At 67.9% G+C, this 19,979-nt stretch carries 19 protein-coding genes; 9 read left to right on the top strand and 10 right to left on the bottom strand.

Annotated elements, in window-relative coordinates; all coding sequences use genetic code 11:
* Positions 1 to 51: 51 nt before the first annotated feature.
* Positions 52 to 1,284, bottom strand: coding sequence for a threonine ammonia-lyase (ilvA, locus tag GWG54_RS11335; RefSeq protein ID WP_167937876.1), 1,233 nt, complete (start codon positions 1,282 to 1,284; stop codon positions 52 to 54).
* Entirely contained in the window at positions 1,281 to 2,600 is a 1,320-nt protein-coding gene (locus tag GWG54_RS11330; protein ID WP_167937875.1) for an amidohydrolase, read from the bottom strand. Before GWG54_RS11330 ends, ilvA begins: the two co-directional genes overlap by 4 nt.
* 123 nt (positions 2,601 to 2,723) lie before the next feature.
* Here GWG54_RS11330 and GWG54_RS11325 point away from each other — a divergent pair, with 123 nt between their 5' ends.
* The gene (locus tag GWG54_RS11325) at positions 2,724 to 3,692 is read left to right on the top strand and encodes a D-isomer specific 2-hydroxyacid dehydrogenase family protein (RefSeq protein WP_008423893.1); all 969 of its coding nucleotides are present in this window, start codon (positions 2,724 to 2,726) and stop codon (positions 3,690 to 3,692) included.
* Between the two features lie 4 nt (positions 3,693 to 3,696).
* Complete coding sequence (locus GWG54_RS11320) at positions 3,697 to 6,918, top strand: FAD-binding and (Fe-S)-binding domain-containing protein (RefSeq protein WP_167937874.1); 3,222 nt, start codon at positions 3,697 to 3,699, stop codon at positions 6,916 to 6,918.
* Between the two features lie 131 nt (positions 6,919 to 7,049).
* Here GWG54_RS11320 and gdhB read toward each other — a convergent pair whose 3' ends face one another.
* Together gdhB and GWG54_RS11310 are read right to left on the bottom strand one after the other, a co-directional pair.
* Complete coding sequence (gene gdhB / locus GWG54_RS11315) at positions 7,050 to 8,333, bottom strand: glutamate dehydrogenase GdhB (protein WP_167937873.1); 1,284 nt, start codon at positions 8,331 to 8,333, stop codon at positions 7,050 to 7,052.
* Position 8,334: 1 nt separating this feature from the next.
* On the bottom strand, positions 8,335 to 9,513 hold the full coding sequence (locus GWG54_RS11310) for a M24 family metallopeptidase (RefSeq protein ID WP_167937872.1): 1,179 nt from the start codon (positions 9,511 to 9,513) through the stop codon (positions 8,335 to 8,337).
* A gap of 135 nt (positions 9,514 to 9,648) precedes the next feature.
* On the opposite strand from GWG54_RS11310, the gene GWG54_RS11305 reads away from it, so the two are divergent.
* The 4 genes from GWG54_RS11305 (at position 9,649) to GWG54_RS11290 (ending at position 12,025) form a co-directional block, all read left to right on the top strand.
* The gene (locus GWG54_RS11305; RefSeq protein WP_167937871.1) at positions 9,649 to 10,008 is read left to right on the top strand and encodes a 4a-hydroxytetrahydrobiopterin dehydratase; all 360 of its coding nucleotides are present in this window, start codon (positions 9,649 to 9,651) and stop codon (positions 10,006 to 10,008) included.
* Between the two features lie 273 nt (positions 10,009 to 10,281).
* Positions 10,282 to 10,788, top strand: coding sequence for a hypothetical protein (locus GWG54_RS11300; protein ID WP_167937870.1), 507 nt, complete (start codon positions 10,282 to 10,284; stop codon positions 10,786 to 10,788).
* Between the two features lie 178 nt (positions 10,789 to 10,966).
* Positions 10,967 to 11,494, top strand: coding sequence for an orotate phosphoribosyltransferase (gene pyrE / locus GWG54_RS11295; RefSeq protein ID WP_167937869.1), 528 nt, complete (start codon positions 10,967 to 10,969; stop codon positions 11,492 to 11,494).
* A gap of 27 nt (positions 11,495 to 11,521) precedes the next feature.
* Positions 11,522 to 12,025, top strand: a complete 504-nt coding sequence (locus tag GWG54_RS11290) for an NUDIX hydrolase (protein WP_167937868.1) — start codon at positions 11,522 to 11,524, stop codon at positions 12,023 to 12,025.
* A gap of 30 nt (positions 12,026 to 12,055) precedes the next feature.
* Here the strand turns inward: GWG54_RS11290 and GWG54_RS11285 are convergent, their stop codons facing one another.
* The 4 genes from GWG54_RS11285 to tenA are packed head-to-tail and all read right to left on the bottom strand — an operon-like array spanning position 12,056 to position 14,864.
* Positions 12,056 to 12,697, bottom strand: a complete 642-nt coding sequence (locus tag GWG54_RS11285; RefSeq protein WP_167937867.1) for a class II aldolase/adducin family protein — start codon at positions 12,695 to 12,697, stop codon at positions 12,056 to 12,058.
* Entirely contained in the window at positions 12,694 to 13,395 is a 702-nt protein-coding gene (locus GWG54_RS11280; RefSeq protein WP_167937866.1) for an HAD family hydrolase, read from the bottom strand. Before GWG54_RS11280 ends, GWG54_RS11285 begins: the two co-directional genes overlap by 4 nt.
* 57 nt (positions 13,396 to 13,452) lie before the next feature.
* Positions 13,453 to 14,208 (bottom strand): TenA family protein, encoded by a 756-nt coding sequence (locus GWG54_RS11275; RefSeq protein WP_167937865.1) that lies wholly within the window; start codon positions 14,206 to 14,208, stop codon positions 13,453 to 13,455.
* Positions 14,205 to 14,864, bottom strand: a complete 660-nt coding sequence (gene tenA, locus GWG54_RS11270) for a thiaminase II (RefSeq protein ID WP_167937864.1) — start codon at positions 14,862 to 14,864, stop codon at positions 14,205 to 14,207. Before tenA ends, GWG54_RS11275 begins: the two co-directional genes overlap by 4 nt.
* A 320-nt stretch (positions 14,865 to 15,184) precedes the next feature.
* On the opposite strand from tenA, the gene thrS reads away from it, so the two are divergent.
* A complete protein-coding gene (gene thrS / locus GWG54_RS11265; protein WP_167937863.1) occupies positions 15,185 to 17,134 on the top strand; it encodes a threonine--tRNA ligase in 1,950 nt (649 codons plus the stop codon).
* A gap of 16 nt (positions 17,135 to 17,150) precedes the next feature.
* Here the strand turns inward: thrS and GWG54_RS11260 are convergent, their stop codons facing one another.
* On the bottom strand, positions 17,151 to 17,762 hold the full coding sequence (locus tag GWG54_RS11260; RefSeq protein WP_167937862.1) for an isoprenylcysteine carboxylmethyltransferase family protein: 612 nt from the start codon (positions 17,760 to 17,762) through the stop codon (positions 17,151 to 17,153).
* Positions 17,763 to 17,960: 198 nt separating this feature from the next.
* Between GWG54_RS11260 and GWG54_RS11255 the strand changes: the two genes are divergently transcribed.
* Entirely contained in the window at positions 17,961 to 18,668 is a 708-nt protein-coding gene (locus GWG54_RS11255) for a helix-turn-helix domain-containing protein (protein WP_167937861.1), read from the top strand.
* A gap of 96 nt (positions 18,669 to 18,764) precedes the next feature.
* Positions 18,765 to 19,475, top strand: coding sequence for a phosphoribosyltransferase family protein (locus GWG54_RS11250; protein WP_008423875.1), 711 nt, complete (start codon positions 18,765 to 18,767; stop codon positions 19,473 to 19,475).
* Here GWG54_RS11250 and GWG54_RS11245 read toward each other — a convergent pair.
* Positions 19,472 to 19,894, bottom strand: coding sequence for a low molecular weight phosphatase family protein (locus GWG54_RS11245; RefSeq protein ID WP_167937860.1), 423 nt, complete (start codon positions 19,892 to 19,894; stop codon positions 19,472 to 19,474). The two genes, GWG54_RS11250 and GWG54_RS11245, sit on opposite strands and share 4 nt — an antisense overlap.
* Positions 19,895 to 19,979: the final 85 nt, after the last annotated feature.

Raw genomic sequence — 19,979 nt, 5'->3', positions numbered from 1 at the left:
CGCCCGCCGTCGAACGGGCGCCCGAACCGGTACGTTCCGGCGTGGCCTCGCCTACTCGAGCCCCGTCTCTACGACCGAGACGTCCTCGAGTTCCGACAGCGACTCGAGAACACCCCGTAAGTGCTCCGGACCGCTGCCCTCGAGTCCGACCGTCACGGGAACGCGGTTCGGGTGGTCGTCGGGGCCGCGGCGGGCGCGCTCGAGGATGTCGAGTTCCGCGCCCTCCGATTCGACGGTCTTGACGAGGTCGCCGACGGTCGTCGGCCAGCCCGCGACGGCCAGTCGGGCCTCGGCGTAGCGCCCGAGATTCTGGAGGCCAGTTCGGGTCAGCTCGGCGTGCTCGGAGAGGTTAACGTTCCCGCCGGAGACGACGACGGCGACCCGTTCGTCCTCGAGGTCGGTCTCCTCGGAGAGCGCAGCAGCCAGCGGGGCTGCGCCCGCGGTCTCGGCGACCGTCTTCGCGCGCTCGGCGAGCAGGGTGACCGCGGTCGCGAGTTCGCGGTCCGTGACGCCGACGACGTCGTCGACGACCTCGCGGGCGTTCGCGAAGGTGGTCTCGAGCATCCGCGTGTCGGCGATCCCCTCCGCGACGGTGTCGACGTCCGCGAGTTCGTGGATGCGGTCGTTCTCGAGGGCGGGTTTGGCGTGGAGCGCCCCCTCGGGCTGCACCCCAATGACTCGAATACCCGGATCGGCAGCCTTCAGCGCGGTGCCGATTCCCGAGATCAGGCCGCCCCCGCCGATGGCGACGAGGACGGTATCGAGGTCTGGATACTGCTCGAGCAGCTCGAGGCCGACGGTGCCCTGGCCCGCGATGATCGCCTCGTCGTCGAAGGGGTGGACGAACGTCTCGCCCGTCTCTGCGGCCCGCTCGAGGGCGTACTCGTAGGAGCGTTCGTAGATCTCGCCCTCGACGATCACCTCGGCACCGTACCCTCGAGTCGCCTCGATCTTCGCCGCGGGCGTGACCTCGGGGACGACGATGGTCGTCTCGACGTCGAGCAGGTCGCCCGCCAGCGCGACGCCCTGGGCGTGGTTGCCCGCGCTCGAGGCGATCACGCCCGCCTCGCGCTCGCGCTCGGAGAGCTGGGCCATCCGGTTGTACGCGCCCCGGATCTTGAACGAGCCCGCCCGCTGGACGTTCTCGAGTTTGAGCCCGACCGACGCGGCGCCGCTCAGTTCGGCGAACGTCCGTGAGGTATCCAGCGGCGTGCGGTGGACGACGTCGGCGATACGGTCGCGGGCCGCCTCGACGTCCGCCCGCGAGATGCGACCGTCGCTCACCGCGTCCCCCCTGCAGCCGTGGTCGACCGTGACTCCGACGCCCCTCGCTCCTCGAGCGCGCGGATCGTCTCTACGAGGACCGCGGCGCCGTGCTCGAGGCTGCGCTCGTCGACGTCGAAGTGGGGCGTGTGGTGGCTGTCGGGGTGGTCGGTGCCGACGATCAGGTAGGTCGCCAGCCCGCCCTCGTCCTGCACCCGCTCCATCAGGAAGGTCGCGTCCTCGCTGGCGCCGAAGTCGGCGCGTTCGACGACGCGGTCGACCCCCTCGACGCCGCGCGCGATGTCGGCGACCACGGCGGCGAGTTCGGGGTCGCTGTCGGCCCGCGGGGACTTGCTAACGACGTCGAACTCGGCCTCGCAGTCGTGCAGCGTCGCCGCGGAGCGGACGATCCGTTCGAATCGCGATTCGACGTACTCCATCAGCTCGGTCGTCTCGCCGCGGGCCTCGGCCTCCATCCGCGCGTGCTCGGCGATGACGTTGCTCGCGCTGCCGGCCTCGGCGTAGCCGACGTTGACGCGGGTCATCCCGTCGCTGTGGCGCGGAATGGCGTAGATATTTTCGATCGCCGTCCCCATCGCGTGCATGGCGTTTGCCCCCTCCTCGGGCGCCTTGCCCGCGTGGGCCGACTCGCCCTCGATCTCGACGTCGAGGTGGGCCATCGCCAGGGGCTTCTCGATCCCCGCGACGACCTCGCCTGTCGGGTGGTCGAGGCCGACGTGGACCGCCAGCAGGTAATCCAGGTCGTCGGCGAAGCGGCTCTTCGCCATCGGACAGCCCCCGCCGCTGACCTCCTCGGCGGGCTGGAAGAAGACGACCAGCCGACCCGAAAAGTCGCTCTCGGCGATCGCCTCCAGCGCCGCGAGCCCCCAGGTCATGTGGGCGTCGTGGCCGCAGGCGTGCATCGCCCCGTCGATCTTCGAACGGAACCCCTCGGCGGCCGGGAGGTGGTCGACGTCGTCGGCTTCCTCGATGAACAGCCCGTCGATGTCGACCCGCAGGCCGATCGACGGTCCCTCGCCGCGGTCCAGCACCGCGACGGCGCCGGTGTTCCCGCCGGCCATACACTCGAGGGCGTCCTCGTCGGCCCCCCACTCGCGGGCGCGCTCGCGCCAGTCCTCGAGTCGCTTGTCGTCGGGGACGGCCATGCGGTCGGCCGGGTCGTAGGCGTCGGCGCCGACGGCAAGTTCGTCGACGCCGATGCGCTCGAGTTCCTCGACGAGGCGGTACGTGGTGTAGAACTCCCGCCACGCGGGCTCCGGGTGACAGTGGAAATCCCGGCGGACGGCGGACAGTCGGTTCCGGATCGGTTCGCTCATGGGAGTCGATGACTCCCCCCACGAACTTAATTGTACACAATTGTCGTTAACGTCGGCTACACAAAAAGGATAAGGTAGGTGGTGACAATCGTACGCCAACGCGTCGCTCAGGCGTGAACTATCATGAGCAAGCCAGATATCGTCGTCCTCCGCGAGGGGACGGAAGGACTCTCGATGGAATCGTACGCCGAAACGCTGCGCGAGCGCCTCCCCGAGGCGACCGTCGAACTCGCCCGCACGCCGAAGGAAGAACGGGAACTCGTCCCGCAGGCCCGGATCGTCACGGGCGTCACGATCGAGGAGGAGCTGCTCGAGGACGCCGATCGCCTGGAACTGTTCGCGTGTACGTTCGCCGGCACCGACCACGTCCCGATGGACGCGCTGGCCGAGCACGGCGTCGTCGTCACGAACGCGGGCGGCATCCACGCGCCCGGCATCGCCGAGCAGTCGATCGCGAACATGCTCGTCTTCGCACGGAACCTCCACGAGGGGTGGCGCCGGAAATCGAACGGCGAGTGGCGCCACTTCCAGTCCCACGAGTTCACCGACAGCACCGTCACCGTCGTCGGCCTCGGCTCGATCGGCCAGGAGATCGTCCAGCGCCTCGAGGGCTTCGAGGTCGAGACGATCGGGATCCGCTACACGCCCTCGAAGGGTGGCCCGACCGACGAGGTGCTCGGCTTCGAGGAGGACGACGTCCACGACGCCTTCGCCCGCAGCGAGTACGTCGTGCTCGCCTGCCCGCTGAACGATCTCACCCGCAACCTCGTCGACGCCGAGGCACTGGCGACGCTGCCCCCCGAGGCCGTGATCGTCAACGCGGCCCGCGGCGGGATCGTCGACACCGACGCCCTGGTTTCGGCGCTGCAGTTCAACGGGATCCGGGGCGCCGCCCTCGACGTCACCGACCCCGAACCGCTGCCCAACGACCACGAACTCTGGGACCTCGAGAACTGTCTCATCACGCCCCACACGGGCGGTCACACGCCGAAACACTGGGACCGACTGGCCGACATCGTCGCGACGAACGTCGACGCGCTCGAGGACGGGCGCGGATTCGAAAACGTCGTGTTCCGCCCGGACTCGAGTTGATCGCATGGCCAGCGACGACACCCGGTCGGCGACCGATCACGGCGATCGAACGACGACCGACCACAGCGATCAGACCGCGGCGCCCGAGGACGTTCGGTTAGGGCCGCCCGCCGATCCGCGAGCCGAGGATCCCGCCGCCGACCCACGGGCGGACTACGACTACGTCGGCGGTCGGATCGACCGCCCGCGGCTCGTCTCCGATCTCCGGCGGCGAATCGACGGTGAGGTCCGCTTCGACGAGTACTCCCGGGAGCTGTACGCGACCGACGCCAGCGCCTACGAGATGACGCCCATCGGTGTCGTCCTGCCGCGATCGACCACGGACGTCGCCAGCGTCGTCGCCTACTGCGCCGACCGCGAGATCCCGGTGCTGCCGCGGGGCGGCGGGACGAGCCTCGCGGGCCAGGCGGTCAACGAGGCCGTCGTCCTCGATTTCACCACGCATATGGGCGACCTCCTCGAGATCGATCCCGATGACGAGCGGGCGACCGCGCAGGCCGGGGCCGTCCTGGCCGAACTCAACGACGAGATCGAACCCCGCGGGCTGAAGTTCGCGCCCGACCCCGCCGCGGGAAATCGCAGCACGGTCGGGGGCGCCGTCGGCAACAACTCGACGGGCGCCCACTCCCTGCAGTACGGCAAGACCGACGCCTACGTCGAGTCCTGCGAGGTCGTCCTCGCGGACGGCTCCGTCGAACGGTTCGGCGAGGTCACGGTCGGTGAGCTTCGCGAGCGGGCCGATCCCGACGGCTCCCTGTCCGAGCGCATCCACGAGGCGCTCAGGCGGGTGATCGACGAGGAGAGCGAGGCCATCGCCGAGGCGTTCCCGCAACTCAAACGCAACGTCTCGGGGTACAACCTCGATCGACTCGTCGCAGAGGCCTACGGCGAACCCGACGCATTCGACGAGAACAGCGGGGAGTCCGTCGAGATCGACGGCGAACCCGACCCCGACGCGACGGTCAACCTCGCGCGCGTGTTCGCGGGCAGCGAGGGGACGCTGGGCGTGCTCACCGAGGTCACGGTCTCCCTCGAGCCGATCCCCGAGACCACGTCGGTCGCCCTGCTGACCTACGAGGACCTGCTCGAGGCGATGGCCGACGTCGACACCATCGTTCGGACCCACGACCCCGCGGCGATCGAGGCGATCGACGACGTGCTGATCGACCTCGCCGGGCGAACCGAGGAGTTCGCCGACGTCGTCGCACAGCTCCCCGCGGGCACCGAAACCGCGCTGCTCGTGGAGTTCTACGCCGAAAGCGACGACCACGGCCGCGAGCAGGTCGCCGACCTGCTGGCCGACCGACTGCCCGACGAGACCGTCCCGGATCCGACCGCGGACGAGGGCGACGCGGACGCCGCGGGGAACGCGACCGCCTCCGGCGACCCCGTCCGCGCCTTCGACGCGCTCGAGGCCCACGCGCCCGACGAGCGCGCCGAGCTCTGGAAGCTTCGCAAGAGCGCGGCGCCGATCCTGCTCTCCCGTACGTCGGACGCCAAGCACATCTCGTTCATCGAGGACACCGCGGTCCCCACCGAGAACCTCGCCGACTACGTCGCCGACTTCAAGGAGGTGCTCGCCGACCACGACACCTTTGCGAGCTTCTACGCCCACGCGGGGCCGGGCTGTATGCACATGCGCCCGCTGGTCGACACCAAAAGCGAGGCCGGCCTCGAGGAGTTCGAGTCCCTCGCCGACGCCGTCACCGATCTGGTCGTCGAGTACGGCGGTTCGGTGTCGGGCGAGCACGGCGACGGCCACGCCCGCACCCAGTGGAACCGCAAGCTCTACGGCGAGGACGTCTGGGGGCTCTTCCGCGATCTAAAGACGGCGTTCGACCCCGACTGGCTGCTCAATCCCGGAACGGTCTGTGGCGACCACCGGATGACCGAGCACCTGCGGTTCGATCCCGACTACGCGTTCGAGGCCGGCTTCGAGCCCGCCCTGCGCTGGGAGAACGAGAACGGCTTCCAGGGGATGGCCGAACTCTGTCACGGCTGCGGGGGCTGTCGCAGCGAGCAGGAGACCACTGGCGGCGTGATGTGTCCGACCTACCGCGCGGCCGAGGAGGAGAGTCTCAGCACCCGCGGTCGGGCGAACATGCTCCGCCAGGCGATGAGCGGCGATCTCGAGGCCGAGGCCACCGACACGGAGTTCCTCGCCGAGATCATGGACCTCTGTATCGGCTGCAAGGGCTGTGCGCGGGACTGTCCGAGCGAGGTCGACATGGCCAAACTCAAGGCGGAGGTCGAACACGCCGCCCACCAGGACCACGGTGTGGGCCTGCGCGAGCGCCTGTTCGCCAACGTCGATCGGCTCAACGCCGTCGGCTCCGCGCTGGCCCCCGTCTCGAACTGGGCGGCCTCGCTGCCCGGATCGGGACTCGTCGCGGAGAAGACCCTCGGAATCGCCCGCGAACGCGACCTCCCCTCGTTCGCCGACCAGTCGCTCGAGGACTGGTTTGACGCGCGCGGATCGCGAGTCGATCCCGCGGAAGCCGACCGCAAGGTCCTGCTCGTCCCCGACGCCTACACCAACTACAACCACCCCCGAGCAGGGAAGGCGACGGTGCAGGTCCTCGAGACCGCAGGCGTCCACGTCCGCATCCCCGACGAGGTGACGGCGACCGGGCGTCCGGCCCACTCGAAGGGCTTCCTCGACGTCTCCCGCGAGCGCGCGCGGACGAACGTCGAGGCGCTCGCGCCGTACGTCGAAGACGGCTGGGAGGTCGTCCTCGTCGAGCCCTCCGACGCCGTCATGCTTCAGTCCGACTACCTCGACCTGCTCTCGGGCCCCGACGTCGAGGCCGTCGCCGAGAGCACCTACGGGGTCATGGAGTACATAGAGCGGTTCGACCTCGTCGATCGGCTCCCGACCGCCGATCCCGGCGAGTCGCTGACCTACCACGGCCACTGCCACCAGAAGGCGACGAAGAAGGACGGCCACGCGGCCGGCGTCCTCGAGACGGTCGGCTACGAGGTCGACGCGCTCGACTCGGGCTGTTGTGGCATGGCCGGCTCATTCGGCTACGAGGCCGAACACTACTCGCTCAGCCGGAAGATCGGCGACGTCCTGCTCGAGCAGATCGCCGGCAGCGACGGCGAGACGGTCGTCGCCCCCGGCGCGTCCTGTCGGAGCCAGATCGCGGGCTACGACGGCCGCGAGGAACCACCCCACCCGATCGAGAAGGTCTCCGAGGCGCTGTCGGGCGCTCCCGCCCGGTAACGTCTGTCGAGGCCCTCGCCCCGCCACCGAACGGTTCGGCCGTCTCACCGCCGTTCGGTTCGAACGTCGGAACGTCCGACGACGATCCCGTGAGATCGGTCGCTACCGCTGGCCGACGGTCGAATCCGCCGCTACGGCCAGAGCCCGCGGGTCGCCTTCGCCTCCGCGATCCGCGAGAGCGCGACGACGTAGGCCGCGTCCCGCCAGCTCAGGTCCTTGCCTTCGACCTCGGCCCGAACCTCGTTCCAGGCGTCGAGCATCTTCTCCTCCAGTTCCGCGTTGACCTCCTCGAGGGACCACTTGCGGCGGTTGATGTCCTGGAGCCACTCGAAGTACGAGACGGTGACCCCGCCCGCGTTCGCGAGGATGTCCGGAACGACGGGGACGCCGCGCTCCTCGAGGATCGTGTCCGCGGCGAAGGTCGTCGGCCCGTTCGCGCCCTCGACGACGACGTCGGCCGCGATGTCGTCGGCGTTGTCGGCGGTGATGACGTTGCCGATCGCCGCGGGGATCAACACGTCGACGTCGAGTTCGAGGACCTCCTCGTTGGTGAGCGTTTCAGGAGCGTCCTGTTGCATGACCGCCTCGGGTTCCTCCTCGTGGGTCGGGATCGACTCGATGTCGAGCCCGTCGGGGTCGTAGATCGCTCCGTTGACGTCGCTGACCGCGACGACGTCGGCGCCCCACTCCTCGAGCAGGCGGGCGGCGTTGGCACCGACGCTGCCGAACCCCTGGACCGCGACCGTCGTGTCCTCGAGGTCCTCGCCGTAGTAGTCGACGGCCTCGCGGGCGATGATCGCCGTCGAGCGACCGGGCGCCTCCCCGCGGCCGTAGCTGCCGCCGATGACGGGCGGTTTCCCGGTGACGACGCCGGGGATCGTCTCGCCCTGTTGCATCGAGTAGGCGTCCATGAACCAGGCCATCGTCTGGGCGTCGGTGCCCATATCGGGCGCCGGCACGTCCGTCGTCGGACCGATGACGTAGCGCAGTTCCTCGGCGAACCGCCGGGTGAGCCGCTCCTTCTCGTCGTCGCTCAGGGACTTGGGGTCGATCGAGATGCCGCCTTTCCCCCCGCCGAAGGGCAGGTCCATCACGGCACACTTCCAGGTCATCCACATCGAGAGCCCGATACACTCGTCGGCGTTGACCTCGGGGTGGTATCGCAACCCGCCCTTGTACGGCCCCCGAACGTCGTCGTGCTGGGCGCGATACCCCGTGAAGACCTCCACCGAGCCGTCGTCGCGCTCGAGGGGAACCGACACCCGTTCGACGCGTGTGGGGTGTTTGAGCCGTTCGATGACGCCGTCGTCGACGTCGACGTGGGTCGCGGCGCGCTCGAGCTGGCGGCGAGCCGTGACCAGCGCCGAGTCGAGCTGTTCCTCCGGTTCCGTCTCTTCGGGTTGTTGCGTGCTCATCTTACGCTGTGAACAATTTTTGCGGGAACTCCGCAAGTGTTTCGACTCCGTCTGCCGTGACGACGAACGTCTCGCTGATCTCCATCCCGATCTCCTCGGTCCAGATCCCGGGGATCATGTGAAACGTCATGTTCTCCTCGAGGACCGTCTCGTCGCCCGGGCGGATGCTCGCGGTGTGTTCGCCCCAGTCCGGCGGGTAGCCCAGTCCCATCGAGTAGCCGATCCGATCCTCCTTCTCGATCCCGTACTGCGCGATCGTCTCCCGCCAGGCCTCCTCGACGGCCTCGCAGGTGACGCCCGGTTCGGCGGTCTCGAGGGCCGCTTCGATCCCCTCGACGACGATGTCGGCGGCCTCCTCGAGTTCGGCGGGCGGGTCGCCGACGAACGTCGTCCTGGCCAGCGGGGAGTGATACCGGTGGCGACAGCCCGAGAGCTCGATGATCACGGGGTCGCCGTCCTCGAACTCGCGGTCGGTCCAGGTGAGGTGGGGCGTGTCGGTGTGATCGCCCGAGGGCATCAGCGGGACGATCGAGGGGTAGTCCCCGCCGAACTCGTCGGTCCCGCGGATGAGAGCGTCGTAGATCTCGGCGGCGACTTCGTACTCCGGGACTCCCTCGCCGATCGCGTCGATCCCGGCCTGCATCGCGTTCTCCGAAATTCGGGCGGCCTGGCGCATGTACTCGAGCTCCCGGTCGGACTTTTTGATCCGTACCCAGCCGACGAGCAGGGTGGCGTCCTCGAACGTCGCCTCGGGGAGGTTCTCCTGCAGGCGCGTGTAGGACTTCGCGGTGAAGTAGGCGGCGTCCATCTCGAGGCCGATCCGGCCGTCGGCAACCTCGAGTTCCTCGAGGACGCCCGCGATGTAGTCCATCGGATGCAGGTCGTGGGGGGAGTGGACGTGGTCGTCGCTGTAGGATCGGATGTGCTCCTCGGAGAGCCACGTCGTCGCCCGCGCGCCGCCCGCGTCCATCTCGCGGCCGACCCAGATCGGTTCGTCGCGCTCGAGGGTGACGACGACGGCCTGGTGGACGTAGAACGACCAGCCGTCGTACCCCGCGAGGTAGTTCATGTTCGCCGGATCGGAGACGACGATCGCGTCGAGGTCCTCCTCGCGGAGTCGCTCCTTGGTCCGGGACAGTCTGCGTTCGTACTCCCGTTCGTCGAAAATCGTCTGTGGCATGGGACGCTCTACCGGGAAGTCGTGCAGTGGCGATAAAAAATTTGTGTATAATGATTACAGTAACTGTGTACGGATCGGCCCGGTTCGTACGCAGTGGTAGCCAGTTACATGGCGTCGGAAACCGTCCCTGCGCGTATGGCCGAACCCGAACTCGCGGATCGGAAGTGTACCGCCTGTACCGGCGACGAGGATCCCCTCGAGGGCGAGGAGCTGATCCCCCTCTTCGAGGAACTCGATCGGGACGTCTGGGAGGTCGTCGACGAACACCACCTCGAGGGCACCTACGCGTTCGCGGACTTCCGGGACGCGCTGGAGTTTACGAAGGAGGTCGGCGAACTCGCAGAAGAGGAGTTTCACCACCCCGACATCCACCTCTCGTGGGGCGAGGTGGTGATCGAGCTGTGGACCCACAAGATCGACGGCCTCCGGGAGACCGACTTCGTCATGGCCGCGCGGATGGATCGGTTCTACGAGGCGTACGACGATCCGGAGTAGCGCGGTTCGGAGCGAACGCGGTTCAGAGCGAACGGAGTGAGTGAGAACCGCGGCTGCGAGTAGCGCGGGACCAACGGTCCCGCGGACCGTTCGAGCGGGCGCTTGGCGCCCGCGAGCAGACGGGGAGCAAAGCGACCCGCGAGCACGAAGTGAGTGAATCCGTGGAACGGACGGAGTCAACTGGGCTTCAGGAGTAGGTGCAGTAGATCCGAGCCCGTCGCTCGAGCCGGGGTCCCCCGGAAACGGTTAGGGAGCGCGCGCCGTGGGTCGAGTATGGGCATCGACGACACGCTCTCGGCGCTCCCGGACCCCGGGGGCCACAGCTTCCCGGACTACTCGCTCCCGAAGGGCGATCCGGTGATGCCGATCGCGGTCACGCGCGAGGAGCTCCGGACCCTGCTCGAGCTGTACGACACCTTCGCCGCGGTCGACCCGACCGGGCTCGACTCGAACCCGTTTCTGAAGTCGACCACCCGATTCCTCGAGCAGACGTTCGGCACGCCCGTGTACCGCCCCGACGAACAGCTCGTCGACGACGTCGCGGCGATGCTCAACGACTTCTCCGACGACCTCGCGGGCGAGTCGGTCGGCGTCGTCGACGCGACGCCGACCCACCACAAGACGCTGTACTTCTTCCTGACCTCCTGTCGGGCCTACCGCTCGGCGATGCACATCCAGTTCGCGCCCGACGAGGCGGCGATCGACACCCTCTACGAGATCTACGAGCGCGTCGTCGACCAGGAGATGTACCTCAAGCGCCCCCAGACGGTCCTCGAGTAGTATCGAAACCTCGCCGTCGCTCGCGGTGCCGGCGTCGTTCGACGATCGAATCCGTCCCAACCGGAAGGCGGCGACCACCGGCGTCCCGCTCGAGGCGGGGAGCCGACGGCGGTCCCGAAGTTCGGTTCCGCGGTCGGTACCAGACCGCTTATTTCGGTGGGACGCTCCCCTTCCCGCAATGACGAACCAGGAGCTCATCGACGCGTTGCGCGCGGCCGACGCGGTGCAGTTCGGCGAGTTCGAACTCTCCCACGGCGGCACGAGCGAGTACTACGTCGACAAGTACCTCTTCGAAACCGATCCCGACTGTCTGGAGGCCGTCGCCGACGCGTTCGCCGAGCGACTCGAGCCTGACGACAAGCTCGCGGGCGTCGCCCTCGGCGCGGTGCCGCTCGCGGCCGCGACGAGCGTCGCGGCGGGGGCCCCCTACGTCATCGTCCGCAAGCAGCGCAAGGAGTACGGCACCTCCAACCTGGTCGAGGGTCGCCTCGAGGAGGGCGAGGAGGTCGTCGTCCTCGAGGACATCGTCACCACCGGAACGAGCCTGGTCGAGGCCGTCGAGGCGCTGCGCGAGGCGGGTGCGACCGTCGAGCGCGCGCTGGTCGTGGTGGATCGCCAGGAGGGCGGCCGCGAGAACGTCGAGGACGCGGGCCTCGAGATGGAGGCGCTCGTCACCGCCGAGGAACTGCTGGCGGAGCGGGACTGATCCCGTCTCCGTTCTCGAGCAACTGTGATGACCGCCGACGTCCCGCCGTCCGTTCCGCGGGAGCGACAGACGATCCGACTCTCGCCGGCGAACGTGGATTCGTTCCGGGAGTGGACCGTCGAGGGAACCGGACTGACGGCCGCCGCCCGCGTTACCGACTCCGAGGGACGGATCGCGCTCGTAAAGAACAGCTGGTCCGACGGCTGGATCGTCCCCGGCGGTGCGGTCGAACCGGGCGAAGCGCTCGTCGACGCCGCGCGACGCGAGGTGCGCGAGGAGACGGGACTCGAGGCGACCGTCGACGACCCGCTGCTCGTCGTCGAGCAGACGTACGTCTCCGAAACCGAATCCGACGCCACCGTTCGACTTTCGGCGCAGTTCGTCGTCTTCGACGCTCGAGCGAACGGGTCGATTCCCGATACCGAGCAACTGGGCGTCGAATCCGGCGAGATCGAGGCAGCCCGGTGGTTCGAAACGCTGCCTCCCGAACTCCACGAGGACGACCTGTTTCGGCCGTACCTTCGAGGATAGCGACGGGCTGGCGCTGTTCCCTGTCCGCACCTACTGGCCGTAGGACTCGAACTTCTCGAGCACGGTCTCCAACTGCTCGTCGGAGAGCCGCCGCGGCTCGAGCCCCGCGGAGCGCGTCTCGAGGTACAGTCGAGCCAGACTCTCGACGTGGTGGGTGTTCTCGAGGGCGGTCGCTAAGTCGGGCGCCGTCACCACGAGCCCGTGGTTCTCGATGAACGAGGCGGTCGACCCGGCTTCCTCCATCGCTTCGACGATGTTCGCGGCCAGCTGGTCGGAGCCATAGGGGGCGTACTCGGCGACGGGCACTTCCTTGCCGACGGCGACGATCATGTAGTGGATCGGCGGCAGCGGCTGGTGGGCGACCGCCAGCGCCGTCGACCACGGCGAGTGGGTGTGGACGATGGCGCCGACGTCCTCGCGGCGGTAGATCGCCGAGTGCATCGGCACCTCGCTGCTGGGAGCCATCTCGCCCTCGCGCTGCTCGCCGTCGACGCCGACGACGGGCGTCTCGGCGACGTCGAAGCTGTCGTAGGGGACGCCCGTCGGCGTGATCGCGAAGGCGTCCCCGTCGGTTCCCTCCCGCACGCTCAGGTTCCCCGTCCGCGCGGGCGTCAGTTCGGCCAGTTCGGCGGCGTGCTCCACGACCTGTCGGCGCTCGGACTCGAGGATCACGGTACCAGCTCCGTTAGCTCGCCGAAGCCATCTATCCTGTGGTCGGGTTCCCGTCGTCCCTCGAGGGGCTCGTCGGGGTCGGCGTTCCAGAGCACCGTCTCGAGGCCGACCGCGTTGGCCCCCATAATGTCCGCATCGACGTTATCGCCGACCATCACTGCCTCCGATACTCGTCGGTCCAGCCGCGCCAGCGGCAGGGTGAACATGACCGAGCCCGGCTTCTCCCGACCCGTCTCCTCCGAGGTGACCAGAACGTCGATGTGATCCTCGAGCCCGAGTTGCTCGACCTTCGCCAGCTGGATGCGGGTCGTCAGGTTGGTCGTGATCGCGACGTCGACACCGTTCTCCCGGAGGGTCTCGAGGGTCTCCTCGACGCCCGGGAACAGCGCCATCTCCTCGAGGTAGCCCTCCCAGAACGCCTCGCCCAGCGCTAGAGCGTCGCCAGCCCTGGGTTCGCCGGTGTGTTGCTCCACCGCGCGCTTGAAGTAGATGAACCGCTCGTGGGTCGCCGCCGTCCCGGAGAGTTCGCGCTTGACCTCGAGGCGGCCCGCTCGGTAGAACTCGTCGAAGGCGTCGCGGTCGAACTCGTATCCCAGCTCGCGGGCGGCCTCGAGGGCCGCCTCCATCCCGGCCTCCTTGCAGGGCGCGTACGGGTAGAGCGTGTCGTCGAGGTCGAAGAGAACGACGGTCGCCGTCATACGCTATCCGTTACGGCGAAGCAGGAAACGAGTACCGATCGGACAGTCGTCGGCGGGCTACGCGCGGTCGTCGCTCGAGCCGTAACACTCCTCGAAGAAGGCGCCCTCGAGGTCGACGGTTCGGCGGAACAGCCGTTCGACTCGCCGCTGGCGTCGCGGCGAGCACTCTGCGCCGACCGCGTCGAACTGGTCGCGGAGTTCGTCGACGAACCCGACGAACGACCCCACCGCGTGGAGGTCGATCCACTCGGCGTAGTAGAAGGGAAGATCGGTCCCGTCGCTGGGCGGCTCGGTATCTGAATCGCCGTACTCCGTCGCGACCGCGGTGGCCCACTCCCGGTAGATCCACTCCGCGGGAACGAGGACGGCCAGCGTCTCGGCGTACCCGCCCTCTCGAGCCGCACGTCCCAGCAGGTCGACCAGCGCGGCCGCGGTCGGCGAGTGGTCGGGGTTCGTCCATCGCGACTCGGGCACGCCCAGCGCGTCGAACGAGCGCTCGAAGTAGTCGTTCTCCTCGCCCGTAACGGTCTCGAGGAACTCGATCAGCGGGCGCTTCGCCCCGATCCCCGGCGCCTGGCCGACCGCGAACCCGAAGGCTCCGACAAGCGCCTCGAGGAAGGCGTAGTCCTGCACGAGGTAGGTCGCGTAGGCATCCGTCTCGAGCGTGCCAGCACCCAGCTCCCGCGTGAACGGGTGCGTCACCGCGTCGGTCCAGGCCGGCTCCGAGCGCTCGCGAAGCCAGTCGGTGAAGCGGGGGTCGGCGACGGTTTCGGCGTACGCCCCGTAGGACGTCGGCGCGGAAGCGTCGCTCACAGTCCCCACCCCTCCCGCGTGTAGGCCATCTCCCAGAACCGGTACTCGAGTTTGGCGCTCGTCAGGAACGCCTCGCGCATCGCCTCGCCCTCACCAGGGTAGCGGTCGCCGCAGTGATCGACGAACTCGCGACACCAGTCGGTCGCCTCGCGGAACTCGTCGCTCGTATACATCTCGATAAAGGGCGTGTAGCGGTGTTCTTCGGTCGCGATTTCGGTCATGTGCTCGGCGACGTCGAGATACCCCTGCATGCACGGATAGAGCGCCCCGGCGATCTCGGCGATCGAGCCCTCGTGGGCCGTTCGCACGAGAAAACTCGTGTACGCGACGCAGGTCGGGGCCTTCTCGACGCGTTCGAGTTCGTCGACCGAGATCCCGTAGTCGGCGGCGAACTCCCGGTGGAGCTCCATCTCGTGGTCCAGCACCTGGTGGGCGACGCCCAGCAGGTGGGTCATCGTCGCCTCGTCTCGGGCCTTCCCGCCCGCGATCGCGAACAGCCGCGCGTAGTCGAGCAGGTAGCGGTAGTCCTGTTTCACCCAGTGTTCGAACGCGTCCTCGTCGAGGGAGCCCTCGGCGAGTTCGACCACGAAGGGGTGCTCGAGCTGCGCCTCCCAGACGTGACTGCCGTCCTCGAGGAGGTCGTCGCTGAATGACATCGTCGACGTTTCGATCCGAGCAGGGATATAACTGGTGAGTACCATCTGGTTGTCAGAGGGTGGTCCGCGCGTCCGAGTACTCCGGAACCGCGTCGACGGCGATCGTGAACCTCGACTGGGACGGGTGACGGACCATCACAACGCTTTTATCCCGCTCGAGACAACTCGTATCCACGATGGTAGGTGTCCGCTTTACAGGGGCTCTCGCCCGCTTCTAATCATCACCTACCGTTCGCTGCGTCGGACGCAACCGGCCAGCGAGCGGCGTGCGCGGACGCCTGTTCGAACTTCTCACCGAAGTTCCCCAACCGATTACAGCCATGTCAGAATCAGATTCACAGGAACGGATAGCGGTCGTACTGCCAGACGGATCCGAGCTCGAGGTCGACGCCGGCGCGACGGTCGAGGACTGCGCCTACGAGATCGGGCCCGGACTCGGAAGCGACACGATCGCGGGCAAGCTCGACGGCGAACTCGTCGCCAAGGAGGAACCCGTCTACGACGGCGCCGAACTCGAGATCGTCACGGACGGGTCCGACGAGTACCTGCGCGTGATGCGCCACTCCGCGTCGCACTGTCTCGCACAGGCCGTCGAACGCCTCTACGACGACGAGGAGGTCAAGCTCGCGATCGGCCCGCCGACGGACGAGGGCTTTTACTACGACTTCGATAACCTCGAGGTCGACGAGGACGACCTCGCCGAGCTCGAGCGCGAGATCGAGGAGATCGTCGCCGCGGACTACGAGATCGAGCGCGAGGACGTCTCGATCGAGGAGGCCGAACGGCGCCTCGAGGACGAGCCGTACAAGCTCGAGCTACTCGAGGAGTTCGCCGACGAGAACGACCGGGTGTCGTTCTACAAACAGGGCGAGTGGGAGGACCTCTGTGCGGGCCCCCACGTCGACTCGACGGGAGAGATCGGCGTCGTCAAGCTGCTCGAGATCGCGGGCGCCTACTGGCGCGGCGACGAGGAAAACGAGATGCAGACGCGGATCTACGGGACGGCCTTCGAGGACGAGAGCGACCTCGAGGACTTTCTCGAGCGCAAGGAGGAAGCCGAGAAACGGGACCACCGCCGGATCGGCTCGGAGATGAACCTGTTCTCGATTCAGGACGTCACGGGCCCCGGGCTGCCGCTGTATCACCCCGCGGGCAAGACGGTGCTGAAGGAGCTCGAGGACTTCGTCGAGGACCTAAATACGGACGCGGGCTACGACTACGTCGAGACGCCCCACGTCTTCAAAACGGATCTCTGGCACCGCTCGGGCCACTACGAGAACTACGCCGACGACATGTTCATCTTCGACGTCGGCGATGACGAGTTCGGCCTGAAGCCGATGAACTGTCCGGGCCACGCCGCGATCTTCCAGGACCAGTCCTGGTCGTACCGCGACCTGCCGATCCGCTACGCGGAGAACGGCAAGGTCTACCGCAAGGAACAGCGCGGCGAGCTGTCGGGCCTCTCGCGGGTCTGGGCGTTTACGATCGACGACGGCCACCTGTTCATCCGTCCCGACCAGATCCGCCAGGAGGTCGAGGAGATCATGGACATGATCACGGAGGTTCTCGAGACGTTCGACCTCGAGTACGAGATGGCCCTCGCAACGAGACCCGAGAAATCGGTCGGGAGCGACGAGATCTGGGACCGCGCCGAGGACCAGCTCGAGGAGGTCCTCGAGGCCCGCGCCCACGAGTACGAGATCGAGGAGGGCGACGGCGCCTTCTACGGCCCGAAGATCGACTTCGCGTTCGAGGACGCCATCGGGCGCTCGTGGGACGGCCCGACGGTCCAGCTCGATTTCAACATGCCCGAGCGCTTCGACCTGGACTACGTCGGCGAGGACAACGAACAGCACCAGCCCGTGATGATTCACCGGGCGCTGTACGGGAGCTACGAGCGCTTCTTCATGATGCTCATCGAGCACTTCGAGGGGCGGTTCCCGCTGTGGCTTGCTCCCGAGCAGGTCCGCGTGCTGCCAATCTCGGACGACAACCTGGGCTACGCCCACCGGGTCGCAAACGAGTTCGACGACTTCCGCGTCGAGGTCGATCAGCGCGACAGCACCTTGGAACGGAAGATCCGCGCGGCCCACGACGACCGAGTTCCCTACCAGATCATCGTCGGGGACAACGAGGAAGACGACGGCACCATCTCGGTGCGGGACCGCTTCGAGGACCAGGAGTACGACGTCGAGATCGACGAGTTCCGAGCCCACCTCAAGGGCGAGCGCGACGAGCAGCGCACGGAACCGGACTTCCTGCAGGGCTGATCGCGCGCGTCGGCCGTCAGCCGTCGACGTTCGGGTCCGTCTCCCGGTTCTCGAGGAGCGTGCGAACCGTTCGGAACCCGACGAACCGCGGGGTCCGGGCCGCGTACCGCTCGTAGGCTCGACCGTAGCGCTCGCGCAGCCACGGCTCCTCGGCGAACGGCAGCGCGAGCCACCAGCCGAGGTAGATCGCACAGACGACCGCGACCAGCCGCGAGTTCGCGATCAGCGCGAAGCCGACCGTCGCGGCGACGTAGCCGACGTACTGCGGATTCCGCGAGTAGCGGTACCAGCCGCCGGTTCGCAACTCCCCGGCGAGACCCTTGGCCTCCTCGACGCCGAGGTCGAGTCCGGCCGCGATGGCGACCGCGTACCCGGCGACAAACAGCGCCGTGCCGACGGCCAGCGAGGGCGTTCGCGCCAGTCCGAGGCTGTTCCAGTCCAGGTACACGAGCGCGAGCACCGCCGCGTTGAGCGCGTGGGACAGCCCCCAGTGTAAGTAGTACCGTCGGCTCCGCTCGCCCGGGGGCCAGTAGTCGACGAGCCCGAGTGCGCTGGCGACGATCCCCGCCAGGTTGCTCAGGGCGAGCCCGAGGGCGATCGCGAACGCCAGAGGCGTTACCGCCACCATCGAGATCCCTCCGGCCCGGAGCGACGGCTCGGCTCGAGGACGGGGACCCCGACGATCCGATTCGGAGCGGGACGACGGCGCCGCGTTCGGTTCGATCGGCGTGGCATACCGAACCGTCGTCGCTCGACGATACTGGCCGTTCTCGCGGACGGACTAGGGGATTTATATCGGTGTATCGATAGTCGTCGGACGCCGTCGATGAAGTACCTCGACCTGCGGCTCTCCCAGCCCGATCCGATGCTCCACCCGATGCAGCGGTTCATCAGGGAGACGGACGTCGTACGGTACGAGGAGCTACAGGCCTGGAACGTCGACCCGCGGGGACCCGAACTCGAGTACGAGCTGTTTTACGTCGAGGCCGACCGCGAGCCGTACGAGGACGCGCTCGCGGCCGTCGACTCGGTCCGCTGGTACGATCTGACCCCCGTCGACGACGGCGCGTTTTACTGTTACGTCTGTCAGGAGACCCGCGAAGAGGACGTTCGCTGGCGGAAAGCGTTCCTCGAGTTGGATCTCGTCGTCGTCCCGCCGATCGTCTACGATTCCACCGCCGCGTTCGGGATGACCGTCGTCGGCACCGGCGAGAACCTGCGGGCGATGCTCAAGGGTCTCCCCGATGCGATCGACGTCACCGTCCGGACGATCGGCGAGTACGACCGCCGGCACGCCCCGCTGGTCGACGGGCTCACGGACCGCCAGCTCGAGGCGGTCGCGGCCGCCGTCGAGGTCGGCTACTTCGAGGTGCCCCGCGAGGGTAGCGTCGACGACGTCGCCGCGGCGATAGGGTGCGCCTCGAGCACGGCGGCGACGCTGTTACAGAAGGCCCAGGCGCGGGTCATGCGGCGATTGCTGCGTCGATACGGCCGGGGCGACGGCCCTCACGAGTTCGATCGACGCAGCCGCTGAATCGTTCGTTCGCGGGCCGCCTCACCCACGTACGTGGTGTGAACACACGGCAAGACGAATCGAAATATCCATACTTGCAGCATCGTGCACACTAGTATGAACCGCGCCGAGAAGGCCGCCCTCCAGCTGCGGGCGGTCGACGTGTTGCGGATGCTGAAGGAGACGCGAACCTACGACGAACTCGCCGCGGAGACCGGCCTTCCCGCCGGCGACCTCAACCGCTACGTCAACGGCCACGTCCTGCCCGGTACCGAGCGCGCCCGCGAGGTCGTCGACGAACTCGGCCGCGAGGCGCTGGCCGACGAGCTCGGCGCCCGGATCCGTGTCGACGATGAAGGGTACGTCGACAACACGGCGACGGTGTTCGACCAGCCCTTCCTGGATCTCGCCGCGCCGATCGTCGCCAACGCCTACGAGTTCGATCGTCCCGACGTCGTCCTGACCGCCGCGACCGACGGGATCACGCTGGCGAGCGCGCTGGCGAGCTACTACGGCACCCGCTGTGCCTACGCGAAAAAGACCAAGGAGACCGCTGTCGAGGAGTTTATCGAGGCCCGCGAGCGGCTCCAGTCGGGCATCGAGCTCACCTACTACCTGCCGGCCGCGGCGATCGACGCGGGCGAGTCGGTGCTCGTCGTCGACGACCTCATCCGATCGGGCGAGACCCAGGAGCTGTTGCTCGACATCGTCGAAACGGCCGACGCCGACGTCGCCGGCGTCTTCGCGCTCATCGCCGCCGGCGACGACGGTATCGAGCGCGCCCGCGACCGAACCGACGCGCCGATCGGCTCGCTGGTCTCGGTCTAACTATCGGCCTCGAGTTCGTCGAACAGCGCCTCGACGCGCTCCCTGACGTCCTCGCGGATTTCGCGAACTCGCTCGAGGTCCTTCCCGTGTGGATCCTCCAAGTCCCAGTCCCGAACGTCGGTGTCGGCGTCGAGCTCGAGGGTCGAACACCCCATCGTCGCGACGTAGTCGCAGGCCTCGAGCTCCGAGTCGGAGACCTCCCGGGGCGTCCGATCCGAGAGGTCGAATCCCTCTTCGGCCATCGCCTCGCGGACGACGTCGTGGATCGACTCCGCGGGGTGGGTGCCGCCCGAGACGATTTCGACCGCGTCCTCGAGTCCGCGAGCCTCGCGCTCGCGCTCGGCGTAGGCGGTCGCCATCTGGCTCCGTCCGGCGTTTTGTACGCACACCATCGCGACGCGGGTCGGGTCGGTTTCCATACGACCTCCTGCTCGAGGCGCAACCTAACGGTTCGTATGTTCGTCCCTGTGAGAGCTATAGACACGGATACGGGTACGTATGGAA

Source organism: Natronococcus sp. JC468 (genome assembly GCF_012163165.1).
Lineage (GTDB): Archaea > Halobacteriota > Halobacteria > Halobacteriales > Natrialbaceae > Natronococcus > Natronococcus jeotgali.
Note: the sequence above shows the minus strand (reverse complement) of the source record. Positions and strands in the feature narration are given on the sequence as shown.